The following is a 21,742-nucleotide window of genomic DNA, read 5'->3' on the forward strand; positions in this document are numbered from 1 at the left end:
GCGATTAGGTTTAAAATTTCAGAGATTACTTCGATGGCTGATTGGAGGCTTTAGCAGCTCCTTTCCAAAGGCGCATAATCATCGCCTTTTCGCTAATCGCTACCGCAGCGACATACACTACAAGCAGCAAATTACACCACCAGAAATTGCTATTTAACGGCCCTTGCATGATGGCGGACAATATGATAGCACTTAGTAAATATAAAGAAATCTTACTAACCGTGTAAGGAATGGGATAATTTTTCTGCCCCCAGAAATAAGACAATGAAATCATACATAGGTAGGTAACAGTCGTACATAAAGCCGCTCCTACATACGAATAACGTGGGATGACAACGATATTGAGCGCAATCGTAATTATGGCTCCGATCACAGATATATACAATCCATACCGTGTTTGATCGGTGAGCTTGTACCAGATAGAGAGATTCATGTAGATGCCCAATAACACGTAATTGAATAGCAAAACAGGGACGATCGAAAGGCCAGACCAAAATAATGCCTGCTCTACGGGATCATCCGTTTTCAAGAAATACTTTAACCAATCTAGATTAGCACAAATACCTAGCATCCCAATAACCAGAAACAGGACAAGGTAAAGCATAATATTGGCATAGGTTTTCTTGGCATTTTCATTTTTGGCGTAGGCAAAGAAAAATGGTTCGGCTCCTAATCTAAACGCAGTCACAAATAGTGCGATAAATACGGCTAATTTAGAAACAGCTCCATAAACTCCTAGCGCATCTTCCCCTTCTTTTCCCGGCAGCAGAAATGGAAAGATAATTTTATCTAAATACTCATTAATGATGAAGGAAATATTGGCAATCAAGATTGGGAAGCTGTAGTTGAGCATGCTCTTAACTAAAGATGTATCAATCCGTAAGCGCAAAGAAGCTAATTGAGGCAATAGCAGTAGCAGGGTGCTCCCGCTGGCAATTAAGTTAGCCATAAATATATTCCCCAACACCCAATCAGGTCTGAACCAGCTGCTCAAAAACTCGTTCCAGAACGTACTCGTAACCATTAACTTCGGAAACAAATACAGGAAAGTCAGATTGCTCCCCAAGGTAATAATGATATTGAGAATTTTGACAATCGCGTAGCGTATAGCGCGCCCTTCAGCACGCAATTTGGCAAATGGTACGACTGCTAATGCATCGGTAACAAGCACTCCGAGTAGTAATTGTACATAGATGACATAATCGGAATGCCCATCGCCTTGACTAAGCCAAGCGGCGATCTGCGACTGATTAGAAAATATTAAAAAACCAACTAGTAAAGAAGTGAGTAGCGTGATCAAAAACGCTTGATCATACACTTTTCCCTTATCTTCTGGCTTTACCTTTTGCAGATAACGGAAGAAGGTGGTCTCCATTCCGAAAGCTAGCACCGCATTTAATAGGGAAATGCAGGCATACAAATGGGTGAAAATACCATAAACTGCCACATCCCTCAGGCGACTAACGAAAATTGGCGTTAAGAGAAAATTGAGTAGCCGCGAGACAATGGTGGTAAAACCATAGATAATTGTATCCGTCAAAAGCCGCTTGATACCAGTCACCTACCGTTGTTTTTTGTATACTTCAAAATTGTGGTATGTCTTTGGTTCGACTTCCACGATCTGTACATCATCTACCTGAGCGTAATCAGGACCTTCCCAGCACCATTCTTTGATGCTTTCCAACGCGAAATCATCACCCACAGCTTCCAAAAAAACAGAGCCATCGGCTTGATTCACCACATAACCTTTGACGCCTAATTGATCGGCAACGGCTTTGGTAGATGCTCGAAAATGCACACCTTGTACTTTACCGGTTACGGTGATATTCCACTGTTTCATGCTTGCAAATATAATCGGACATTTTCAATTTAATGCCATTCATTTTGCGATCCGATCAAGACCTCGTAATCATTAGGATAAAAGATTAAACAATCCGTTGTACGGACGCTTGTGCGGTAAGAGACAAGCCGTCTAAATCCTTAATCAAAAGTAATCCCGGAGCTTTACCAACCTCTAAAGAACCATATTTGTCTTCTAAGCGGAGCGCTGTAGCGCCATTGATCGTAGCCCAAGCGATGGTCGTTTCGAGAGATAAATCCGTAAACTCATCGTGAATGGTCTTCAACTCTTCTAAAATATCCAGCGTATCATTCGATGCCAGGCTATCGGTACCGATCATGAGTTTCTGCTTGCTCAGCACGAAGTTTTGCACTTTTGGCAGGCGCCCTTCAATATACAGATTGGCTTTGGGACATAGGCAGTAATACACATCTCTTCCGATCCGCGTGACATAGTCCATATCCTTCGGAGCAGTGTACGTATTATGAACCAACACCACACGATTCTCTTCTGGCAAGAATTGGATGCTATTCTGCAAAGCATTCTTTCCATTGGCCATCACATGTTCATGCGATATGTTATTTTCTTTATAAAAATCGAGAAATGCCCCCTGTTTGTAACGGAAAAACTTGTTTTCCTCGTCGCTTTCCTGATTATGGATACTGAATATATTCTTGGTATCCACCTTATCGGAAAGTGAACGTAGCAATTTCTTCGAGCATGAATAGGCTGCGTGTGGCGTAATCGAAGTGCGTTGCGGCTCGAACTCATATTCGGTATCTCTTGCCTGATCGACTCGTTCGTCGGCTACCGCCGGATCAAAGCCAATCAGTTCTACAAAGGTATGGTAGCAGATCGGGCTTTCCGCCTTAACTGCGGCTGAAACAGCTGTATTCACATGGTCTCCGACTACTTGTATTCCTTTGGCATACATATCTTGATCTGCTTTGATCATCGCTTGCGTAATGTCTTCCTGCGAAGCTCCTCTCTCCGACATGACGGTGCTTAAAAACTTAGGCAAGCCCGTGCTTGTAGGCACTTTGCCTCTCATATGCGAAAGTTCAAGATGGCAATGTCCATTCACAAACCCGGGTATCAATACTCCGTCGTACCGGATCAACTCTTTATCTTGAAGCTGTGGATCAGAGGATGGGTACACTCCGATGATAAGGCCCTTTTCATCCAAAGCGACAACTCCTCCTTTGATGGCCGGAGAAGTAACAGGCAAAATGTAATCTGCAGTATAGTAAGTTGTCATTTAGCGTAAAAATGAGTGAAGGTGAAGAAATAACCCTTCACCCTTGTAATCAAACGTAAAGAAATCTGAGCGGATTTAAAAATTAACTGCATTCAAAAATTTGCTACTTCTGAAATTTAGGCTTTTATATTTTGCAAGAAAAATTTAGCTTTGCGCCATCGATTAGGGGTGCCTTGTTTTTAATAACACAAATACAGGCTGAGATTATACCCAGTTTCACATAAGCGGGAACATACCTGATCCGGATAATGCCGGCGTAGGGAGGGAAGTTAAATAGAAAGTGTTGTAAACCCCTTGCAGCACTCCGTTTAACGATTAAAAAAACAAATTAACATGATGAAGCACTATTTTGCTTTATGCACGCTTTGCCTGATGGCCTGCGTGGTATTAGCGCAAGAACAAATTTCTATTCTTGTGATCGATGAGCAAGATCAACCGATCAGCGGAGCCACAGTAATTATGGGCAATGTAACACAAACAACAAGTTCACGTGGCAGCGCCTTATTCACTACACGTACGGCCTCTATGTTAGTACGGGTAAGTTATGTAGGATACGAAACGGTATCTCAAACTATTCCGACAGGGCAATCTAGCGTAAAAATCACTTTAAGACCTGCTATACGGCAGACCGGAGAAGTATTTGTACAATCAACAAGAGCGCGTGAAAACAGTGCGACTACGTTTCGGAACATCGGCAAAGAAGAACTCCGCAAAACAAATTTGGGACAAGATATTCCTTTCTTGTTGGATCAAACTCCTGGCGTGGTCGTTAGCTCGGATGCCGGTGCCGGAATCGGCTACACCAGCATGCGTATTCGCGGATCAGATAATGAACGGATTAACATTACTTTAAATGGCATTCCGCTGAACGATGCCGAAAGTATGGGTTCATTTTTCGTGAATTTACCCGACTTTGCGTCCTCGGTAGAGAGTATACAGGTGCAGCGTGGTATTGGTACATCTACCAACGGCGCTGGTGCTTTTGGGGCTTCGGTCAATATCCAGACCGATGTATTGGAAACGCAACCTTATGCCGAGTTGAATAATTCCTACGGATCATTCAACTCTTGGAAAAACACGGTCAAAGTGGGATCCGGTTTATTAAAAGATAAATATGCTTTCAATGCACGCTTATCGCGCATCGCGACGGATGGCTATGTGGAGCGCGCTTCAGCCAACATGCAATCCTTTTATCTGGATGGCGGATTGTACACACAAAAACACACCTTGAAAGCGACATTGTTCTCTGGAAAACAAACGACTTACCAATCTTGGTATGGCACGCCAGAGCCTTTGCTTACCGGAAATCGGGAGCAGCTACCTGCCTATGCCGATGCGATGGAATTGTATGACGGTCCAGAGCGCGAACGCTTATTGAATGCAGACCGCCGCTACAATTTTTACACATACGATGGCCAGACGGATAATTACCAGCAGACACACGCACACCTGCAATACAACTACACGCCCAACCAGAAATGGAGCTTACAAAGTGCCTTGCACTACACACGCGGAGCAGGTTATTTTGAGGAATTCCGCGCAGATGACCGTCTTTCTCGGTATAATCTTCCCAATGTTATCCATGGTACCGATACGATATCTCGCACGGATTTGGTAAGACAACGTTGGTTGGACAATCATTTTTACGGGGTAACCTATTCGGCCAACTATGCCGTTTCCAATAATTTGCGATTTACGGTGGGCGGCGCGTACAATGAATACATTGGTGATCATTATGGTGAAGTTATATGGGCGCGATATGCCTCAACCGGAAATCTAGGGGATCGCTACTATTTTAATGATGCCAAAAAGACTGATTTCAATATCTATGGTAAAGCCGATTACAGAACGGAGGATTGGTTGCTGAATCTGGATCTACAATACCGCAACATCAACTACCGGGCAGAAGGTCCTGATCAGCGCGCAGTATACCTGAACTTCCGAGATAACCTGAATTTCTTTAATCCGAAGGCTGGTGCCACGTATTTCATTAACGAATCGACAAATATCTATGGCTCGTATGCGTACGCGAGTAAGGAGCCGGTGCGCAAAGATTATGCGGAGAATCCACTCAACGAATTCCCAAGACCAGAACGCATGCATAATGTCGAAGTGGGCTATCGCTTGCGCCAAGCAAAGTTTAATTTGGGGGTGAATGCCTACGCGATGATCTACAAAGATCAGTTGATCTCGACAGGTGCTCTGAATGATGTGGGTGGATCCATCCGCCAGAATGTTCCGGATAGTTATCGTACTGGCGTGGAGTTCGATGGCGCATGGATAATATCTCCACAGTTCGAATGGCGCGCTACGGCGGCATTGAGCGCGAATAAGATTCGCAATTTCGTAGAGTATATTCCAATCTATGATGCTGCTTGGGAATTAGCCGGTGAGCAGGTGAACATGTATGACAAAACGAATATTGCGCTTTCGCCCAGCACGGTATTATCCAGCGATTTTACTTACCGCCCATTAGAACCTTTGGCGTTGAGCCTGACGAGTAAATATGTGTCACGCATGTATTTGGATAATACTTCCTCCTTAGACAGAAGTATTGACCCTTCATTTGTCAATAATCTTCGCGCGGTGTATGCCTTGTCTGCATGGGGATTAGAGCGCGTGGATCTGAACTTGGCCGTCAACAATGTGCTGAATGCTAAATTTGCCACTAATGGTTATACTTGGGGATCTATTGATCCATCGGGTACGCATAATTTCTATAATTTCTACTTCCCACAAGCAACGACCAACTTCTTATTCGGGTTGAATATTCGTTTCTAAGATAGTACAGCAACTCTTCTATCGACAGTTTAGTAGTCGGCAGAAGAGTTGTTTACGATTCTTTCGCTCTGATAAAACGCACTACCGACCGATTCCCATACTTAGCTGCAGATAGACCGTACCGGTGCGATCGCGTGGCGCATCCATGAGTTGGGTATTCCCCACTTTCCACGGCCGCCTACTTATACCGGTTTGATAGCCCATTTTAAATTTTGTACGATACGTTGCCGTAAAAAGATCATAAGTCTTGAAGGTAATACCGAGATCTACCACCGGTGTGGTGTGGCTGAAGCGTGTTTGATTGGATTCTGTGGTTAAATAATCATCGAAACTACCCCCTATATTATCCTTATCAAGAAGTGCTGAAGCGAATTGTGCCCCGAAGCCAAGCGACGGCACAACTACCCAGCGATTGATGTGGAACATGTTTGTCGCGACGAAAACTGTTGGCGTTGTCGCTTCAAATTTACTGTTACGCCCGATACCATACATCCGTGAAACATTTCCACCTGCGACCACTTTTCCCAACCGATAACCAATTCCTAATGCCACGTCAATGCCCACTGGTGAGATAGCGCCCAGATCTTGATCCTGCATCGCACGGCTGAAGGCAGGAGCACTAAAGTAGCTTCCGCCCACATGCACATTCCACTCAAAGGGCAAGCTGTTAAACTGTGCCTGTGAGGAAGTGCTTAAAAGCATGCAAAGCATAATGAGAAATGGTATTTTTATCATAAAAATAGATTGCAATTTTGGAAATATCACACAAAGAGCACTGTTATAACAGACCGCATCTAAGGCGAAGATAGAACTTAAAGAGAACCGAAATTGTTTTGCCAAAACGTTCAATTCTCACTTCAATTTGCTAAATGAATATTACTGGAAATGCTGTGCTGTCTATAGCTTTAATCAGCGTCTAAATACTTTTCCTTGAAACAATACGCTATCCTTCTGGTTGTTATCAATATAAAACAGAAAAGATATGAAAAAGATAGCCAACTTAGCTTGGGTCGCAGGCGCGGCCGTATTTTTAATGAGTGCTTGCAATAGTGGCCCACAAAACGCCCATGAGCAAGCGGTTGATCCTGCTTTGGAAGAACCTACACCAGGAGATGACAACACCCATATCGACTACAAAGTAGCCGATCATTTTTTGGTCAAACATACGGTGAAAGAAGTGCCTTCCAATCCCAAAATAGAAACTAAAGAGGAATTCGACCGCATTTTTTATTGCACCGAAGAAGACAAGAAGGCACACGAAATCGATTTTTCTAAAAATTACGTCATCGCGGTGTTAGCGCCCGATGCAAATTTACGCACCACCGTGCAACCTATTAGCTTACGTGACTCTGAACCCAACGAAGTGGTTTTCTCCTACCGTTGGGTAAGCGGATCACAGCAGCCAGATACTACGCGATCCAGCATTGCCTTGGTGGTTGATAAAAAGCACGACGGGACAGTTATACTCAACGAAATGAAATAAATCGATCTGACTATGACCCGATCATACAAAGAGAGCCTGATATCCATATTATCAGGCTCTCTTTGTATGAGAACTCATTATATCACTTAGTATTCTGTCTGGAAAGTACGGAAAGTGGATCGTAATCCGATCGTGAATATGTTAGCCGTTGTTTTTCCAATAGAATTGGGGGCATTTTGAATTCTATTGATAAACCCTACCTCTGCGCGCAGATTATAGCGAGGATTGATAATATAGGCTGCTCTTAGCTCATTATAAAACAGATTGCGAAGATCGCCCTGTCCAATACGATTTCCCAACTGCGGAATATCCTGCCGAAATATATCTTGACCTACATTAGTTGATACATCTGGATCTACACCATAACGAGCATACATGCCCTGCCCATACAAATCAAACCGCTTCCAACGGTACGTCAGTATCCCTAGTATTTCCCGAAAATTTGCGCCATTTGGATGTGCGATCGGCTCGCCGTTATTACTGTAATTGATGCGGTTGTTTTCATTCTGGTAAGTATATGTTGCGGCTTGGTTGAATTCGACTGTTGCATTCAATCGATCCACATTAAACAAATCATGCGTTTTTACACCAAACTGATAGGAAGTACGACGATCACTATCTTTGTTGAAGCTAAACTTGGAAAGTTGATCCGCATACAGCTGTCCATAAATAATCCATTTAGGAATTGGTCGATACTTGACATTTAAGCCCAAACCACCATTTGCTCCCGATTCCTCCAGACCATGATCTTGCGCCCAGATAAGCGAATGAAATGCACCAATCGTCAGATTATTGGTTGCAAGATAATCCACATATTGAAAAGCCGCATACTTTACGCCCTCTCCTAAGCGTGTGGTGAATGCCTGATCACCACCGTACTCACGTGGATTGAACCTATCTAACATGGTACCCCAGATACTATTGTATTGAAAACGCTTCACCTTTCCAGAGAAATGAGCGTGAGCAAAGTTGTAGGGACTTTCGGACACTAGCATGGAGCGATATCCATCGCCAATATGCAATTTATCATACGCTAAAGTGACGCGAAATGCCGTATCGACCTCGTAAGTCATATTCACCGTCGTATTCATCCAGTCAAATTCGCTAGTTGGAACATTCTTGGAAAACCCCTGGCCAGGTAGACCACCAATGCGCAAAGCGCTATTGTCTATATGGGTTGGAAAGCGCGCTTGATTTTCAAAAAAATTGACATACAAGGAGAACTTCTCCCCTACGGTCAACCCTGCTTGTGCGCCACGCGTATTGGTCCACAAGTTTTTTTGATCTGTGCCACGTTGTGTTCCGACTATTAAATCGGGCAAAAAATCGAGATAAAAGGTATGGTCCTCCTTCACGATCTGTACCAGATGCTCATCAAATATTTTGCGAAGAAACCAATTTTTAGACGTGTCGGCAGGTCGCAGCGGATCGTCAGAATAGCCCAATGATTTTTTAACCAAAGGCTTTACGGCAGTATGCCCGAGAGTCGTATCGTTATACAGTTCTTTCTGAAAATACTGATATCGTTGATAGGAATAGGGTTGATACGTAATCTGCCCTATGGCAAATTGTGTAAGTCCAGCAAAGAAGAGAAAAAGCGATAATCTTTTAGTGAAGTAGTGTGTCTTTTTAAACGTATCCATCGATCCATCAAATATTGATGAATCGAAGATACGCTTTTTAGAACAGAATGTTCGCCTAAGTTAAGTTTGGACTAATCGATCAATTTGGATTGATGCTTTTCCAAGGTATTATAGACTTTTTTAACGTCTTGTGATTTTTCCTTTTGGACAAAAAGCATCGCATCTGGCGTTGATACTACGATGGTATTTTTTAAGCCAACAAAGGCCGTATATAAATCTGACCCCAACACCATATTGCCGTTTTCATCGACCGGATGTCCAGTTTGTACCAAGTAATCGTACAATGATTCGAAAGATCCTAAATCAGACCAAGCAAACTCTGTCGCCACTACGCGGATTTTCTTGGAGCGTTCCATCACGGCATAATCGATACTAATGGATGGAATTTTCTTCGACAAGGCTTCATCCAAGCGCCCTTCCTTCTGGCTTTTCCAAGTAGCTAATGCCGTAGCATATACCTGCGGCTCGAACTGCTGCAACTCGTGTAATAGCGTGTCTGCTCGGAAGCAAAACATCCCTGAGTTCCACAGGAAGTTTCCTCTCTCTATAAAGTCTTCGGCCGTATCTTGATTGGGTTTCTCGCGGAAGGAAAGCACTTGATCTTCTTGAAACTCAATATAACCGTAGCCTGTTTCTGGACGTACTGGTTTAATACCGAAGGTCACGATATAGCCTTGTTGCGCTTTGGCTATCCCGGCTTGCATCGCTTGGCTGTAGGCTTCGTCACCCACGATCACGTGATCGGATGGTGTTACAATCAAAATATCATCTGGATTTGCTGCAAAGGCCGCGAAGGCAATAGCCGCAGCGGTATTACGTGGCGTAGCTTCAATAATATCGGTGTAGCCGATATTTTGTGCATCCATCACTTCTTGACTCAATTGATGATTGTCACAGTTGCCCACTACCGTCACTTGGTCGCACAGCGTTTGATTGCGCATCACGGTCATCGCGAAGAGCGAACCTTCTTTAAATAGTTTTAAATATTGCTTGGGATTGCTTTTTCGAGATAAAGGCCACAGCCGACTTCCTACGCCGCCTGTCAGAATTACGTGGATGATGTTGCTCACAGCTTGATGACTAAGTTTGGTTGTAAATGATGATCTGTTTGTAAAGTTATGGTATTTCTCTTTCTCTTAGCCTTCTCCTATCGCATAATAAGAAAAGCCTAGTTTTTCTAGCTCCGCCCCATCAAGCAATTTACGTCCATCAAAAAGGAATGCTGGACGCTTCATATTTTCCTTGATTTTCGCCCAATCGTAATGTTTGAATTCATCCCATTCCGTCAATACAGCCACTGCGTGGGCGTTATTTACCGCTTCTTCTGCTGTATTCACCACAGTCACTAAACGACGATTATCTTCTGGAGACCGCGTGCCGAGATAATCCAAATCACGGTAGATTTGTTCAGCAGATACTTTTGGATCGTACACGATGATATTTGCCTCTTCGTCTAACAGATGGTCTGCGACATAAATTGCCGCTGATTCGCGCGTATCGTTGGTATCCTTTTTAAATGCCCAACCCAAGAAAGCGATTTGCTTACCATTAACGGTATTGTACATGGTTTTGATGATTCGCTCTGCGAAACGCGTTTTCTGATGATCGTTTAACAAGATTACTTGTTCCCAATAATCAGCCACTTCGTTTAAGTGATAAGAGCGAGCGATGTACACCAAGTTTAAAATGTCTTTTTGGAAACATGATCCACCAAAACCTACAGATGCTTTTAAGAATTTGCTGCCAATACGGCTATCCTTACCAATGGCATGGGCTACTTCATCGACATTAGCACCGGTAACCTCACACAATTCGGAGATGGCATTGATACTAGAAACACGTTGCGCCAAAAAGGCATTTGCTACTAATTTAGAAAGCTCTGAAGACCATAAGTTCGTCGTCAAAATGCGCTCTCTCGGCACCCAAGCTTCATACACTTGTACCAAAGCTTCAATCGCTTCTGCATCTTCACCGCCAATCAGTACGCGATCGGGATTGTGCAAATCGGTTACCGCGGTACCTTCTGCTAAGAATTCAGGGTTAGATAGAATATGAAAATTCACCCCATTCCCGGTATGATCCAAGATACTTTTCAATGCTTCGGCTGTACGTACAGGCAATGTTGATTTCTCGACTACAATCTTGTCTGACTTGGCTACTGCTGCAATCTGACGCGCACATAACTCAATAAATTTTAAATCTGCCGCTTGCCCTTTGCCTTTACCATAGGTTTTGGTTGGCGTGTTGACCGAGATAAAGATCATATCCGCCTCATCGATCGCTTTATCTACATCGGTAGAGAAGAAAAGGTTACGACCACGCGCTTCACCAACCACCGCATCCAAACCTGGCTCGTAAACCGGAAGATTTTCTAGGTTTTCGTCATTCCAAGCCGCAATCCGCTGTTGGTTCAAATCGACCACGGTGATTTCTACGTTCGGATTTTTCTGTGCAATCACAGACATGGTTGGTCCGCCAACATAGCCGGCACCGATACACGTTATTTTTTTTATGGTAGTCATGATGTCTTAATGAAAGTGCTAATTATCTTTTATTTACTTAAAATTTTAATTTATCTAACCTGATATTTTACGCCAATTGTACCACCAACATTTTGATACAATTTACCAAAATCAGCTGCTAAATTGGCATTGAATTGCCAAGAACCTCTATTATGAGAAACTCCTACTAATGAATAGCATTGAAATAAACCATCTTCATTTCCATAGTACTGTGCGTAATTTCTAGCACCATAGTTCATGACTGGTGTGACCTTAGCCAGCGCAGTCCACGCATTAGCAACACGAAACATACCGGCGATATTACCACCGATCAAACGATTATTCACGATATTATGGTTTCCCGGTATAGGCGCGGTTCCTCTCCAATCAAATGGCTCAATGGGTAAATAATTCGCTGCTTGCTCTCTGTTCGTATACAAAGGGTTTCCAACAACTAGTTGTTCGTATTCCCACCCCGTTTTCATCGCACCATTGTTATAATAGCTTTGCATTTCTTTCCCAAAGCTCTCCATTTGTTTGGTATGTATGAATTCCACCACTAGGTCTTGCAGTACTTGATCTTGTTTTTTGTTGCGAAAATGGACGCCTAGTAGACGGTCTATATTTCGAATATCAATTCCTGTTCCGCTTTCAATAGGCGTCTGGTTGTAGAAATGCAAACTATAAGCATCATGATCATAGTATACGCCCAATTCAGCAAGTCCACGTTGTGTACCTGCACGATTTGGCCGTGTTCCTCCCTCTTCTAACTCGATTGGTAGAGAGCCATCATTTGACTCTCGAACGAAAAGCACATCCAAAAAACCTCGAAAAGATCGATCAAGATAGATGTTTTCGGAAGGTCTTTGACCGCCCCACTCGGCATAGTGCTGAATTCCACCATAAGGCTTCCATTTCCCTAAATTAACCCTTCCATAAAACGATTTTTCATGCAGCCAAGAATTCATAAACCGATTGCTTCCTAGCCAGCCGTGTCCCATCATCCCCTTAAACTGTAAAACTCCCTTCGTATAGGGGATATTAACATAGTCATCAATGCCGATCGTAATCTTTGGAATGGGTAAGGCATTACCACTAGTTCCTAGCGAACCCATAGAAAGTTGTGGATCTAAATCGTCCCACAAATCGCGATGACGACCAGCACGAATAAACCAATTTTTATAACGCAACTGCGCGTAAGCTTGTTGCAAAACAAGCCTACTGTAATGTTCGGAATTGAATGCGGTAGCACCATAATCTAATGTGAGAGGCGATACCGAATCACTGAATATCCTTATTCCACCAAGATGATGTGCATTAGTCGCCTCTATCCAAGTAATCTGATCGAATTGCCGATCACTGGCCATTCCAAAACGGTTGGCCTTTGTCCACAAGGGTTGAAAGGATTCGGACGCAGCCTGAGCTTGTGCTCCGACTTGCACACGAAGGGAATCTGGAAAACGAGACTGCGCGTAGGCGCTAATACATAAAAAGGTAATGCTTAAAAATATTCCTAGTTTCTTCATAGCTTTCTCTGCTTTAATCTTTTTTCGTCAATCTTATCACTCTCTGTTCAAAAGACTGGAGGATTTCTTCCTTTTCCAGATACTGCTGCGCATACTGTCTTGCATTTTGTTTCAGTAAGCTCACATCGGTAAACAATGCTGTTTTGATGCCCTGCTCTAATGCTGAATCGCTTTCAGGATCTACCAAGATCCCCATATTGAATTTTTGAACTACCTCAAAAAGGGTGGTTCCTGCGCTTGCAGTGACCAGAGCACACCCTCCCGAAGCCAATATACCCGTTAATTTGCTTGGCATCACAAGATCCGCTGCAGACGATTTCTGTAATACTAAATGCACATCGGCCATAGCCAATAAAGCAGAGAGCTTTTCGTACGGCTGTAGCGGAAAAAAATACACATTGGATAAGGAACTTTCTGCCGCAAGCTTTACCAGCTTATCCTTTCCTCCTCCTGAGCCGCAGATCACAAATTTGACATCGCTATCGTCTTTAAATTGCGCAGCAACGCGAATAATGCTGTCTAAGCCCTGTTTCTCACCAAGATTACCACTGTAAAGGACAATCTTATCTTCGAGAGAAAACCCCATTTCAGTACGCAGCGATTGTTCTTTTGTCAAAGGTTGAATGGCATTGCCATCTACCCAGTTAGGAAAAAAAAGAAGCTTTTGTGGTACTATCCCTTTAGATAAAATCTTTTTCTGCATTCCTTCGGAAATGGTCGACACTCGGGCACCTCGGTTTAAAAAGAAGCGCTCCAAGCCAAACATAGCTCGCAAGAAGGTCTGATTTTTAATCATTCCCAGATCTTTTGCTGCATCCACCTGCAAATCTTGTATGTGATTTATCCACACGGTTCGCCTTATGCCAGCATACAGCCATGGAAACGACGAGAGGTGAAAGGGAGGCGCGATACAAAAGACAAGGTCAAATTTTTTAGAGAACAGGGCTTTTATCCAAAAAGGTATAGTAGCTGCCAGAAAAGAGAATTCATGGATAATACGCTTGACTGATGTCACTTCTTTCGGGACGTACAGCGGCACGCGATGCACATGGACACCACGCAATATCTCTGTATGCCAGTTTTTTCCTCTATAGTCTGTATGCACTTGCCACTCTGGGTAATAAGGGACGGCTGTAAGTACATGCACATCATGTCCACGCGCAGCCAACCATTCTGCCATTTCTCCTGTGTACTTCCCAATACCTGTTAGTTCGGGTGCGTAATTAATCCCATGTATTAAAATCCTCATACGATCCCTACTAGCCTATATTTATTTGATAATTATCTTTGACAAATGCCTTAATCTTCTGTGCATCGCTACCGCAATGTTTCTTAATTTCATATACCTTGGCGTCTACTAATGATCGATACCACCAGCCTTGCATAAAATGCCATAGAAAACCTTCTTTACCTTCGGTAAATCCCAACTTGAAGAAATAGCGATATATAAAGTAGATAAAGCAACGCCAAAACAGTGGCATGCTGGCATACTTCTCTTTTCTCAGGCGCTTTTCTTCCGCATCTTTGGCCATTTCAGAAGTAACTGGTTGATCATTATCAGGCAAAAAACCCAATTCAATATTAAGTAGATCAATGGCTTCCCGAATGCTATAACCATTGTGTTTCGTGATCCACCAACCCAGTGGATTGAGGTTGTCATCAAAAAAACAATAATCAAGCTGTATAGAACTGCCTTTACTTAATACGATATGCTCGTCCATCCAGCGTTCTTCGCAGGTACCTACTCCATACTTAAACAACCGCAACATATTCCATTTGATATTTCCCCGATTAATCGTTTTACCTAAAAAAACCATTTTCCGTTCCATGACCAATCCCGTAATATCGGCAGGTACATGAGGCACTTTTGCATTAAGCTCGGAGATCAAATCGGCAGAAAGATACTCATCAGCATCTAGTCGGAATACCCACTCCGTGGTCACTGGTATATTAGTAAGTCCCCAGTTCAGCTGGCGTGCATAATTATTTTCCCATTTATTTTGGTAAACAATAGCTCCCATCGATTCAGCAATTTCTTTTGTTCTATCGGTGGAGAACGAATCAACGAGGTAGATCGCTTTGGAAAATTGAAGGGCATTTTCGATACAACGAGCAATGTGTTTTTCTTCGTTGAACGTTAGAATTATGGTAGAAATATCAAGCATGAGCTAATTCTGTTTTGGTGTAGTTTGATCTGTGATGATACGCTGTTTAAGGGCTTTGCAAGGATTACCGGCACACACCATCCAGGGTTCCATATTTTTGATTACAACCGAGCGAGCGCCTATAACCGCTCCTTCTCCTATCGTTACGCCGGGATGCACAAACGCTTCGGCAGCGATCCACGCATGCGCTTCTACTGTAATTGGGGCAGTAATGAGGGGATGTCCAATTTTGGTATAATCATGAGAACCCGTGCATATATAAGCACCTTGTGAAACAATGCTGCGCTTACCGAGTGTGATCTGCCCTTGACTATAGAGTATGGCACCGCTTCCAACTCCACATTCATCTTCCAATGTAAGATTCCAAGGCGCCCAGATTTTCACTCCTGGGTACACATGCACATTTTTCCCAACGCTAGCTCCGAAAAGCCTCAACAAAAAAGACCTCCATGCATGCAATGGCCGAGGAGAGAAACGAAAAAATAAGACATATACTACGCCCCAAACTACTCTCGCCAACTTATTCTGCAAAGAGAAAGAGGCTCCTGTATACGTATCTGTGTTTATTTTTGACATATCGCATTTATAAATTTCTGAGCCGCACCTGTAGGAAGATAGTGCTCTTCGTAAGTCTTCTTAGCATTTATTCCCATTCTATTCAGCTCGTCAGCACTGTAATTGATAGAGAGATTGCGCAGGACATCAATAACTGATGACAGGTTGTCTTCGAATACCATTCCCGAATCGCTATCTTCAATTACGGTATAGATATTAACTTGCTTAGTAATAAACACTGGTCTTCCACAGGACATCGCTTCGACAACCGCAATACCAAAATTTTCTTGATGCGATGGTAGGATAAAAATTTCGCAACCATAAATAGCACCCCACTTAGCATCACCGCGCAGCATCCCTGTGAATACTATATCCTCTCTCCCTTTCGTACTCTGCATCAGCTGTTGTGCATAATCACTATCATCAGGGCCAGCAATCACCAGCTTTGGCAATTTTAGTCTCTTGGCAGTCACTGATTTATATGCATCTATTAATATATCCACTCCTTTCTTTGTGTGAATGCGACTTAAAAACAAAAGATATGGTTCGGTAGCACCAAGACCAGATACTTTTAGAAATTCTGCTGTCATATTAGGTGTTGTTGACGGTGGAGGCTGCACACCATAACTCACATTCAATTCCGCCTTTGGGTGGTAATTTTTAAACGTTTCTCGTGCCAAGATTAGTTCTCTCTCACAAGTGAACAGGACTCCATCCACATTATTGATAACTTGATTTTCAACTATATGCCAGAAAAAAAGATTTCTTAGTGCTTTCCACTTTCTCTCTGCCGCACGCTGGAAATAGGGATCTAACATTCCATGGGGCATGACATAGAGTGAAGGAAGTTTTTCCTGATTCTTTTTTTTAAGGCGATTCCACACTTTGAATGTGCCGAAACTATTGTAAAGCCATAATCCATGAATGATCACTTTATCAAATTTATAGATATTCGCTTCCAACCACGTTGATAATGTTGGTACATAAGCATATGGACTTTTTGCTGGACCAATCTTATGAACTGCGAAATTATCATCTATACCATAGTCTGCATTAGGTTCATCAAAACAAAGCACCTCATTTTCTATCCCTAAAGCCTTCAATTGAGGAACAGCATTACGGATTCCTTGGGAAGGGCCACCAGAGGCTGGATTCATTGACGATATGACGCGTAGTATTTTCATATTACTTCTAGTTCTTTATTTGCTATAAGGCGGCTTTGGCATTATATTGACTTGCCCAATTTGATAGGATAGAATTTGGTTAAAATATGAGGCCATTGCCTCTCCAGATATCACTCTATTTGCCAAATCCCTGTTCGATTTCCGAAGATCTTTACCAACTTTCCCCTTTTGTATTTGCGACCTTAGTATAAGATTAAGGCTATCCGGGTTTAACTCTTTTAGCACATTACCAAATTGTCGATAATTTATTAAAGAACTGGAGCCACAATTAGAACTCACGATTACGGGAGTACCTTCCATCAGACTCTCATTTATTATTGCTCCCCAGCCATCATGTCTACTTGGAAGCACCAATAAATCATAATTATTGATTTGATTTCTAAGTTCATCGTTTGGCAAGAATTCAAAAAATGACACCTTACAGGAAGAGTGACTAGGGTCGAGTTGATTTACAATTGTAGACACATCTTCCTTATTCTTCTCATTGACGCAATACATATCTAACTGAACCGGAATATCTTGTAACATTTTAACCGCTCGCAAAAGGATGTCGTATCCCTTTCGCGGAATAAGTGATGCAGCGAAAATTATACGAAAATTTTCATCCAGATCAGCATCATGATTCGGAATCAGAGTATTTGATTTATGGACTACGTAAGACCATTCAAATACCTTACTTTTCGCATATCCAACATTTAAAAATTGTTCGACAGCATACTTCCCTGTTGCTAGTATAAAATCTATTTTCCTACCAAATCTAATCTTATGGTAATAGGCGCGCATAATCCGAACCTTCCCTTTAATTCCTCTATAATCTAATGGTTCTGAAAAGACTGATATTAATCCTTTGGCGTTTTTAATAGCATATCTAAATGCTTTGTGCACATTGGGGAAAGCATTGATTCCCGAGAAAATGTGTACATCTGATTCTGTAGATTTTTGCAGAAAAGACAGTGGCAACTCTCCTGCAACGCAATTATGTACGTTCACATTATAAAGCTTAGGTTCCTGCCACCCCATAGCTTTTCTAAACTCTGGTAACGCCTCCGTAACAATTAGATGCACCTCATACATCGGATTCTTTGCTAATGATTCCAATAATGCAGATTGATGAATGCTATTCGTATTTTGCCAAAAGAAAAGCTTACGATGTGTTTTCATATTAATCTATTTGTTTATACAACTCCACATATTTAGCAGCGATCAACTCCTTATCGAAACGCTTTAAATTCTCAGCTCCATTCTGAATAAGTTGACTTCTCAATTCAACGTTATTTCGAAGATTATTTAAAGCCATCTTGATTTGGTCAACATCAAATGGGTCAACAAGAATAGCCGAATCACCAGCTACTTCGGGCATAGAAGCCACAGTACTTGTGATTACAGGCCTCCCAACGGCATTGGCTTCTAAAATAGGAACTCCAAAACCCTCATATTCAGAAGCAAAGTACACAATATCAGACTGGCAATAGCAATCATAAAGCTCAGATCTAGATATATTAGAATGCCATATATACTCTATATTGTTGTCTATAAGCAACTTTTCAATTGTGGGGTCGGGCTTTCTCACAAGCAGCAGTCTGAAAGACGTGTTTTTTACTGCTTCAATCAATCTATATAGGTTTTTTTGTTCACCGCTACCTACCTGTAAAATGAGAGGTTTTTCACAATTGAAATCCTTGTCACTATATTTGAAATCATCAGCAGCTGGATTATGTATCACCTGAATCTTTTCAGGACTGATGTTCTTTGTATTTTCGAGAATTCTAGCCTTGGTAAATTCAGAAATTGTAGTGATGTACTTTACTCTAGCCAGAGGCCAATCGAACCATAGCTTCCTAAATAGAAATTTGTGTAGACCTTGCTTCGTTTTCCCTCCGTCACCACGCTCTAGTGCTCCTACATCATGAATCGTTAAAATCGTTTTACTGCCTCTTAAAAAAAGAGTGATTGTATGGATATCACCTGTTATATGATTAATATCGCTTGTAACACTCATGGATTTGAAATAGGAGTAGAAACGTTTCCACTTATTGGTACAGTAATATGATGAAATGGTATAAGTTTTCGAAATTTCATTCTGTAGTATATCAAAAACTGTTTCGATGCTAAAGACGTTTTTCATCGGTGGTCTAAAAAAGAATGTTACTTTTTTCATAAATCTCTAAAGCAATTTGATGACTAGCTAATTTGGTTCTTTTTAATCCTTTTTTATTGGCAACAATTTTATAATGATCACTACAAACCAAAAAATGAAACATTGTTGCCAGAAGCCCCTCAACAAATAGGTCACTAGTACAATAGTTCCTATCGAATTCCTGAACATTCCTAAAAAACCAAAAACATTTATTAGTCCAAGAGTAGAATAGGAAAGACGCTTATTTCTATAAATAACAAAGCAATCCATAAGTTTAAACGACAGAAATAATAACACAAAGTGGATCGGAAAACACCAGTATCCAAAAGTAGCTAAGCCGTCTGCGATCAAACTCGTTACTCGAAATCCACCCAATGCATTTGTATTGCCAGCGGTAGTTAATAACATATCCCCAGGAGAATACTGTAATTCATTTTTATCCACTTCAAAACCTAAAAAAGATGACATAGGTAGTGGAAAAACACCTACTACTTTGTTAAGGAAGCTTTCTTGCATCTTTTTATTACCATATTCAACCCTATCTGCATAATAGAGGGTTTGGTCTGAAACCCGTAGATTTCCATAACGATTGAGCATAAAATTATTTAGATAACGCTCATCCCAACCTTCGTTGTAGGACATTAAACCTTCATTTGTTTCGAGAGAGGTTGTTCTCAAAACGTCCATCGTGGCATTATCTTGGAGCGTTGCGAGTGTTTTATCAAATAATTCGCTTCGGCTTACATTTGCTCGAGCACTCCTATTATAGAGCATTGCGAGTGATACATCTGAGAACAAGTTCAAACCGAAAATTAAAGCAAGAGACAAGATAACAATACGTGTAGGAGATATAATTTTAAATATAGAGATTCGCTCCCGCAGTATATGTAGAAACGCTAGCAGTACAATGGTGATTATGGGATAAATCATAGCCTGTCTACTATTTGTTGCAAAACTTGTCATAAAAAGTATTCCAACATAACACCAGACATATAAGTCTCTACTCTTACTAATTGAAATATTGGATAACTTAGGAAATAACAGGATGAGCGGTGCATATTGCAAGTACATAAGTCCGGCGAGAAATTTATTATTCACATCGCCAAATTCCACTTCGTCCCCAGCACCTAATTGTTGGATTCTTACCGCCAATCCCACAGCTCCAAGAATCCATAAGGTAATCGCATCCGTCTTAAAAAAACCTTGCTTATACAGTGCCTTTTGCATAAAATTATTCTGAGATATATTTTTTCTAGCCGCCGCGTAGAATGCGAGCGAAGCAACGATAAACATAATAGTTTCCCAAAAAAAAGTCTGAAATGGTGTTTCAAAGCCATAGGTTATCGGTTTTCCTTCCAATAATGTGGCTGGAAGTGGAATATACCGTGCTAGAAACAATGATAAAAAAGCGAAGAACGAAAAAGGATGTAAGATAATCAACTGCTGTTTTAGAAAAAACTGCTTAAAAATCAACCATACCAATACTGTCATGCTGCAACCTGCAAGGTTGGCCCAAGATGGAAAAAAAATCATTTCACAGCCTACAGCAACATATAATATGATATCCATCCACTTGCGTAGTAAATCGATAATATTACCTGTTTTCGATTTGTTAAACTTATTTGCCATTCAACCGTACAATTTCCAACATTCTTTTTATTGCATCTCGATTTGAGTAACCAGATGATTGACATCTCAAGACTCCTGCATCAACGATCTGAGTACGTTCGTTATCATGTTTCAAATAATAATGACATTTTTGAAGCAGCTCTTCGTTAGAAGAGAAGAACTCTGCTTCTTTTCCTTCTGAGAAGAGTGTCAAATGTTCTGAAGTTCGTTCTGCCAACATAAACCCGCCACATGCTGGGATTTCCATTGAACGAGAGGTTTGTAAATCGGCATTTATTTTCCGCAAGAAACACAGTGAAATTTTGAAGGCCTGCAACGCTTTAGAGTAATCTTCGGAATAAACGGCCGGTAAAACCTCCAAATTTTCCACATCCTTATAATCTTGCCATTTCCCGCCACCAAATACCTTAACTTTTATTCCATTTTTAGCTAAAAAAAGAATACTATCGCATCTTTCCTGTTCCCACATGCCAATAAAACCAACATCACCTCCAAGTCTCTCTATTTCTTCTGAAGATAAATTTCTAGGATAATGAAATGTATGCTCATAATGTTTATTGGTAAAGACAACTCGCTTAGCACCTAAACGCTTAAGTTCATCTATGACGTATGACTTTGTCGTAAAGTGAATATCGTAAAGTGGAATTCCTTCAAGATAGTTTACGCTTTGATTATGTCTGAGCACCATATTATCAGGCGAATAACTTACAATACTAGTCTTGGGATTGATTTTCTTGATCTTCCGAAGTGTGCTAGCATTAATCATTAGTCCTTTATCTACCCAGACGATATCGTAAGGAGTATTGACCGATTTTTGTACAAATTTAAGTATCTGCTTATTCGCATTGGAATCATCGGGCAAAGGCACAGACACCCCTTTCTGAAACAGCTTATTAGCCACTCGATACAACCAAGAAGTAGGTTTTTCACGGATATTTACCATATCAATCTCGTCGGCAATTTCTGTTAATGCCCAATTTCTATGCAGACATGTGTTGGACAAACCATTAAACGAACCCACTGATAAGATTTTCATATTC

At 41.5% G+C, this 21,742-nt stretch carries 18 protein-coding genes; 2 read left to right on the plus strand and 16 right to left on the minus strand.

Going from position 1 to position 21,742, the window contains the following annotated elements; translation table 11 throughout:
• Nucleotides 1–25 precede the first annotated feature (25 nt).
• From GKO22_RS16795 to GKO22_RS02520, 3 genes are all read right to left on the minus strand, one after another.
• A complete protein-coding gene (locus tag GKO22_RS16795; protein WP_166332515.1) occupies nt 26–1,561 on the minus strand; it encodes a lipopolysaccharide biosynthesis protein in 1,536 nt (511 codons plus the stop codon).
• Nucleotides 1,562–1,840, minus strand: coding sequence for an acylphosphatase (locus tag GKO22_RS02515; RefSeq protein WP_166332516.1), 279 nt, complete (start codon nt 1,838–1,840; stop codon nt 1,562–1,564).
• Nucleotides 1,841–1,925: 85 nt separating this feature from the next.
• Complete coding sequence (locus GKO22_RS02520; protein ID WP_166332517.1) at nt 1,926–3,098, minus strand: amidohydrolase family protein; 1,173 nt, start codon at nt 3,096–3,098, stop codon at nt 1,926–1,928.
• A gap of 333 nt (nt 3,099–3,431) precedes the next feature.
• Here GKO22_RS02520 and GKO22_RS02525 point away from each other — a divergent pair, with 333 nt between their 5' ends.
• On the plus strand, nt 3,432–5,879 hold the full coding sequence (locus GKO22_RS02525) for a TonB-dependent receptor (protein ID WP_166332518.1): 2,448 nt from the start codon (nt 3,432–3,434) through the stop codon (nt 5,877–5,879).
• Nucleotides 5,880–5,960: 81 nt separating this feature from the next.
• Here GKO22_RS02525 and GKO22_RS02530 read toward each other — a convergent pair whose 3' ends face one another.
• Nucleotides 5,961–6,614 carry a hypothetical protein gene (locus GKO22_RS02530; protein ID WP_166332519.1) on the minus strand — a complete coding sequence of 218 codons (654 nt, stop codon included), beginning with the start codon at nt 6,612–6,614 and terminating at the stop codon, nt 5,961–5,963.
• Between the two features lie 247 nt (nt 6,615–6,861).
• On the opposite strand from GKO22_RS02530, the gene GKO22_RS02535 reads away from it, so the two are divergent.
• Nucleotides 6,862–7,362 (plus strand): hypothetical protein, encoded by a 501-nt coding sequence (locus tag GKO22_RS02535; RefSeq protein ID WP_166332520.1) that lies wholly within the window; start codon nt 6,862–6,864, stop codon nt 7,360–7,362.
• An 86-nt stretch (nt 7,363–7,448) separates the two neighbouring features.
• Here the strand turns inward: GKO22_RS02535 and GKO22_RS02540 are convergent, their stop codons facing one another.
• The 12 genes from GKO22_RS02540 to GKO22_RS02595 form a co-directional block, all read right to left on the minus strand.
• Nucleotides 7,449–9,005, minus strand: a complete 1,557-nt coding sequence (locus GKO22_RS02540; RefSeq protein WP_166332521.1) for a gliding motility protein RemB — start codon at nt 9,003–9,005, stop codon at nt 7,449–7,451.
• Nucleotides 9,006–9,076: 71 nt separating this feature from the next.
• Nucleotides 9,077–10,075, minus strand: a complete 999-nt coding sequence (locus tag GKO22_RS02545) for a mannose-1-phosphate guanylyltransferase (protein WP_166332522.1) — start codon at nt 10,073–10,075, stop codon at nt 9,077–9,079.
• A 66-nt stretch (nt 10,076–10,141) separates the two neighbouring features.
• Complete coding sequence (locus tag GKO22_RS02550; RefSeq protein WP_166332523.1) at nt 10,142–11,527, minus strand: nucleotide sugar dehydrogenase; 1,386 nt, start codon at nt 11,525–11,527, stop codon at nt 10,142–10,144.
• 50 nt (nt 11,528–11,577) lie between these two features.
• Complete coding sequence (locus tag GKO22_RS02555; RefSeq protein WP_166332524.1) at nt 11,578–13,032, minus strand: capsule assembly Wzi family protein; 1,455 nt, start codon at nt 13,030–13,032, stop codon at nt 11,578–11,580.
• A gap of 13 nt (nt 13,033–13,045) precedes the next feature.
• Nucleotides 13,046–14,281, minus strand: a complete 1,236-nt coding sequence (locus tag GKO22_RS02560; protein WP_166332525.1) for a WcaI family glycosyltransferase — start codon at nt 14,279–14,281, stop codon at nt 13,046–13,048.
• 10 nt (nt 14,282–14,291) lie between these two features.
• Entirely contained in the window at nt 14,292–15,197 is a 906-nt protein-coding gene (locus GKO22_RS02565; protein WP_166332526.1) for a glycosyltransferase family 2 protein, read from the minus strand.
• A 3-nt stretch (nt 15,198–15,200) separates the two neighbouring features.
• On the minus strand, nt 15,201–15,773 hold the full coding sequence (locus GKO22_RS02570; protein WP_166332527.1) for a WcaF family extracellular polysaccharide biosynthesis acetyltransferase: 573 nt from the start codon (nt 15,771–15,773) through the stop codon (nt 15,201–15,203).
• Nucleotides 15,761–16,936 carry a glycosyltransferase gene (locus tag GKO22_RS02575; RefSeq protein WP_206367783.1) on the minus strand — a complete coding sequence of 392 codons (1,176 nt, stop codon included), beginning with the start codon at nt 16,934–16,936 and terminating at the stop codon, nt 15,761–15,763. Before GKO22_RS02575 ends, GKO22_RS02570 begins: the two co-directional genes overlap by 13 nt.
• 15 nt (nt 16,937–16,951) lie before the next feature.
• Entirely contained in the window at nt 16,952–18,097 is a 1,146-nt protein-coding gene (locus GKO22_RS02580) for a glycosyltransferase family 4 protein (protein WP_166332528.1), read from the minus strand.
• A 1-nt stretch (nt 18,098) separates the two neighbouring features.
• Nucleotides 18,099–19,094: a glycosyltransferase family 4 protein gene (locus tag GKO22_RS02585; protein WP_166332529.1), complete on the minus strand. Its 996-nt coding sequence runs from the start codon at nt 19,092–19,094 to the stop codon at nt 18,099–18,101.
• 42 nt (nt 19,095–19,136) lie between these two features.
• A complete protein-coding gene (locus tag GKO22_RS02590; RefSeq protein WP_166332530.1) occupies nt 19,137–20,702 on the minus strand; it encodes a hypothetical protein in 1,566 nt (521 codons plus the stop codon).
• Nucleotides 20,692–21,738 (minus strand): CgeB family protein, encoded by a 1,047-nt coding sequence (locus GKO22_RS02595; RefSeq protein ID WP_166332531.1) that lies wholly within the window; start codon nt 21,736–21,738, stop codon nt 20,692–20,694. The genes GKO22_RS02590 and GKO22_RS02595 overlap by 11 nt, the downstream gene beginning before the upstream one ends.
• Between the last annotated feature and the right edge of the window lie 4 nt (nt 21,739–21,742).

It is taken from the genome of Sphingobacterium chungjuense (assembly GCF_011316935.1).
GTDB lineage: Bacteria > Bacteroidota > Bacteroidia > Sphingobacteriales > Sphingobacteriaceae > Sphingobacterium > Sphingobacterium chungjuense.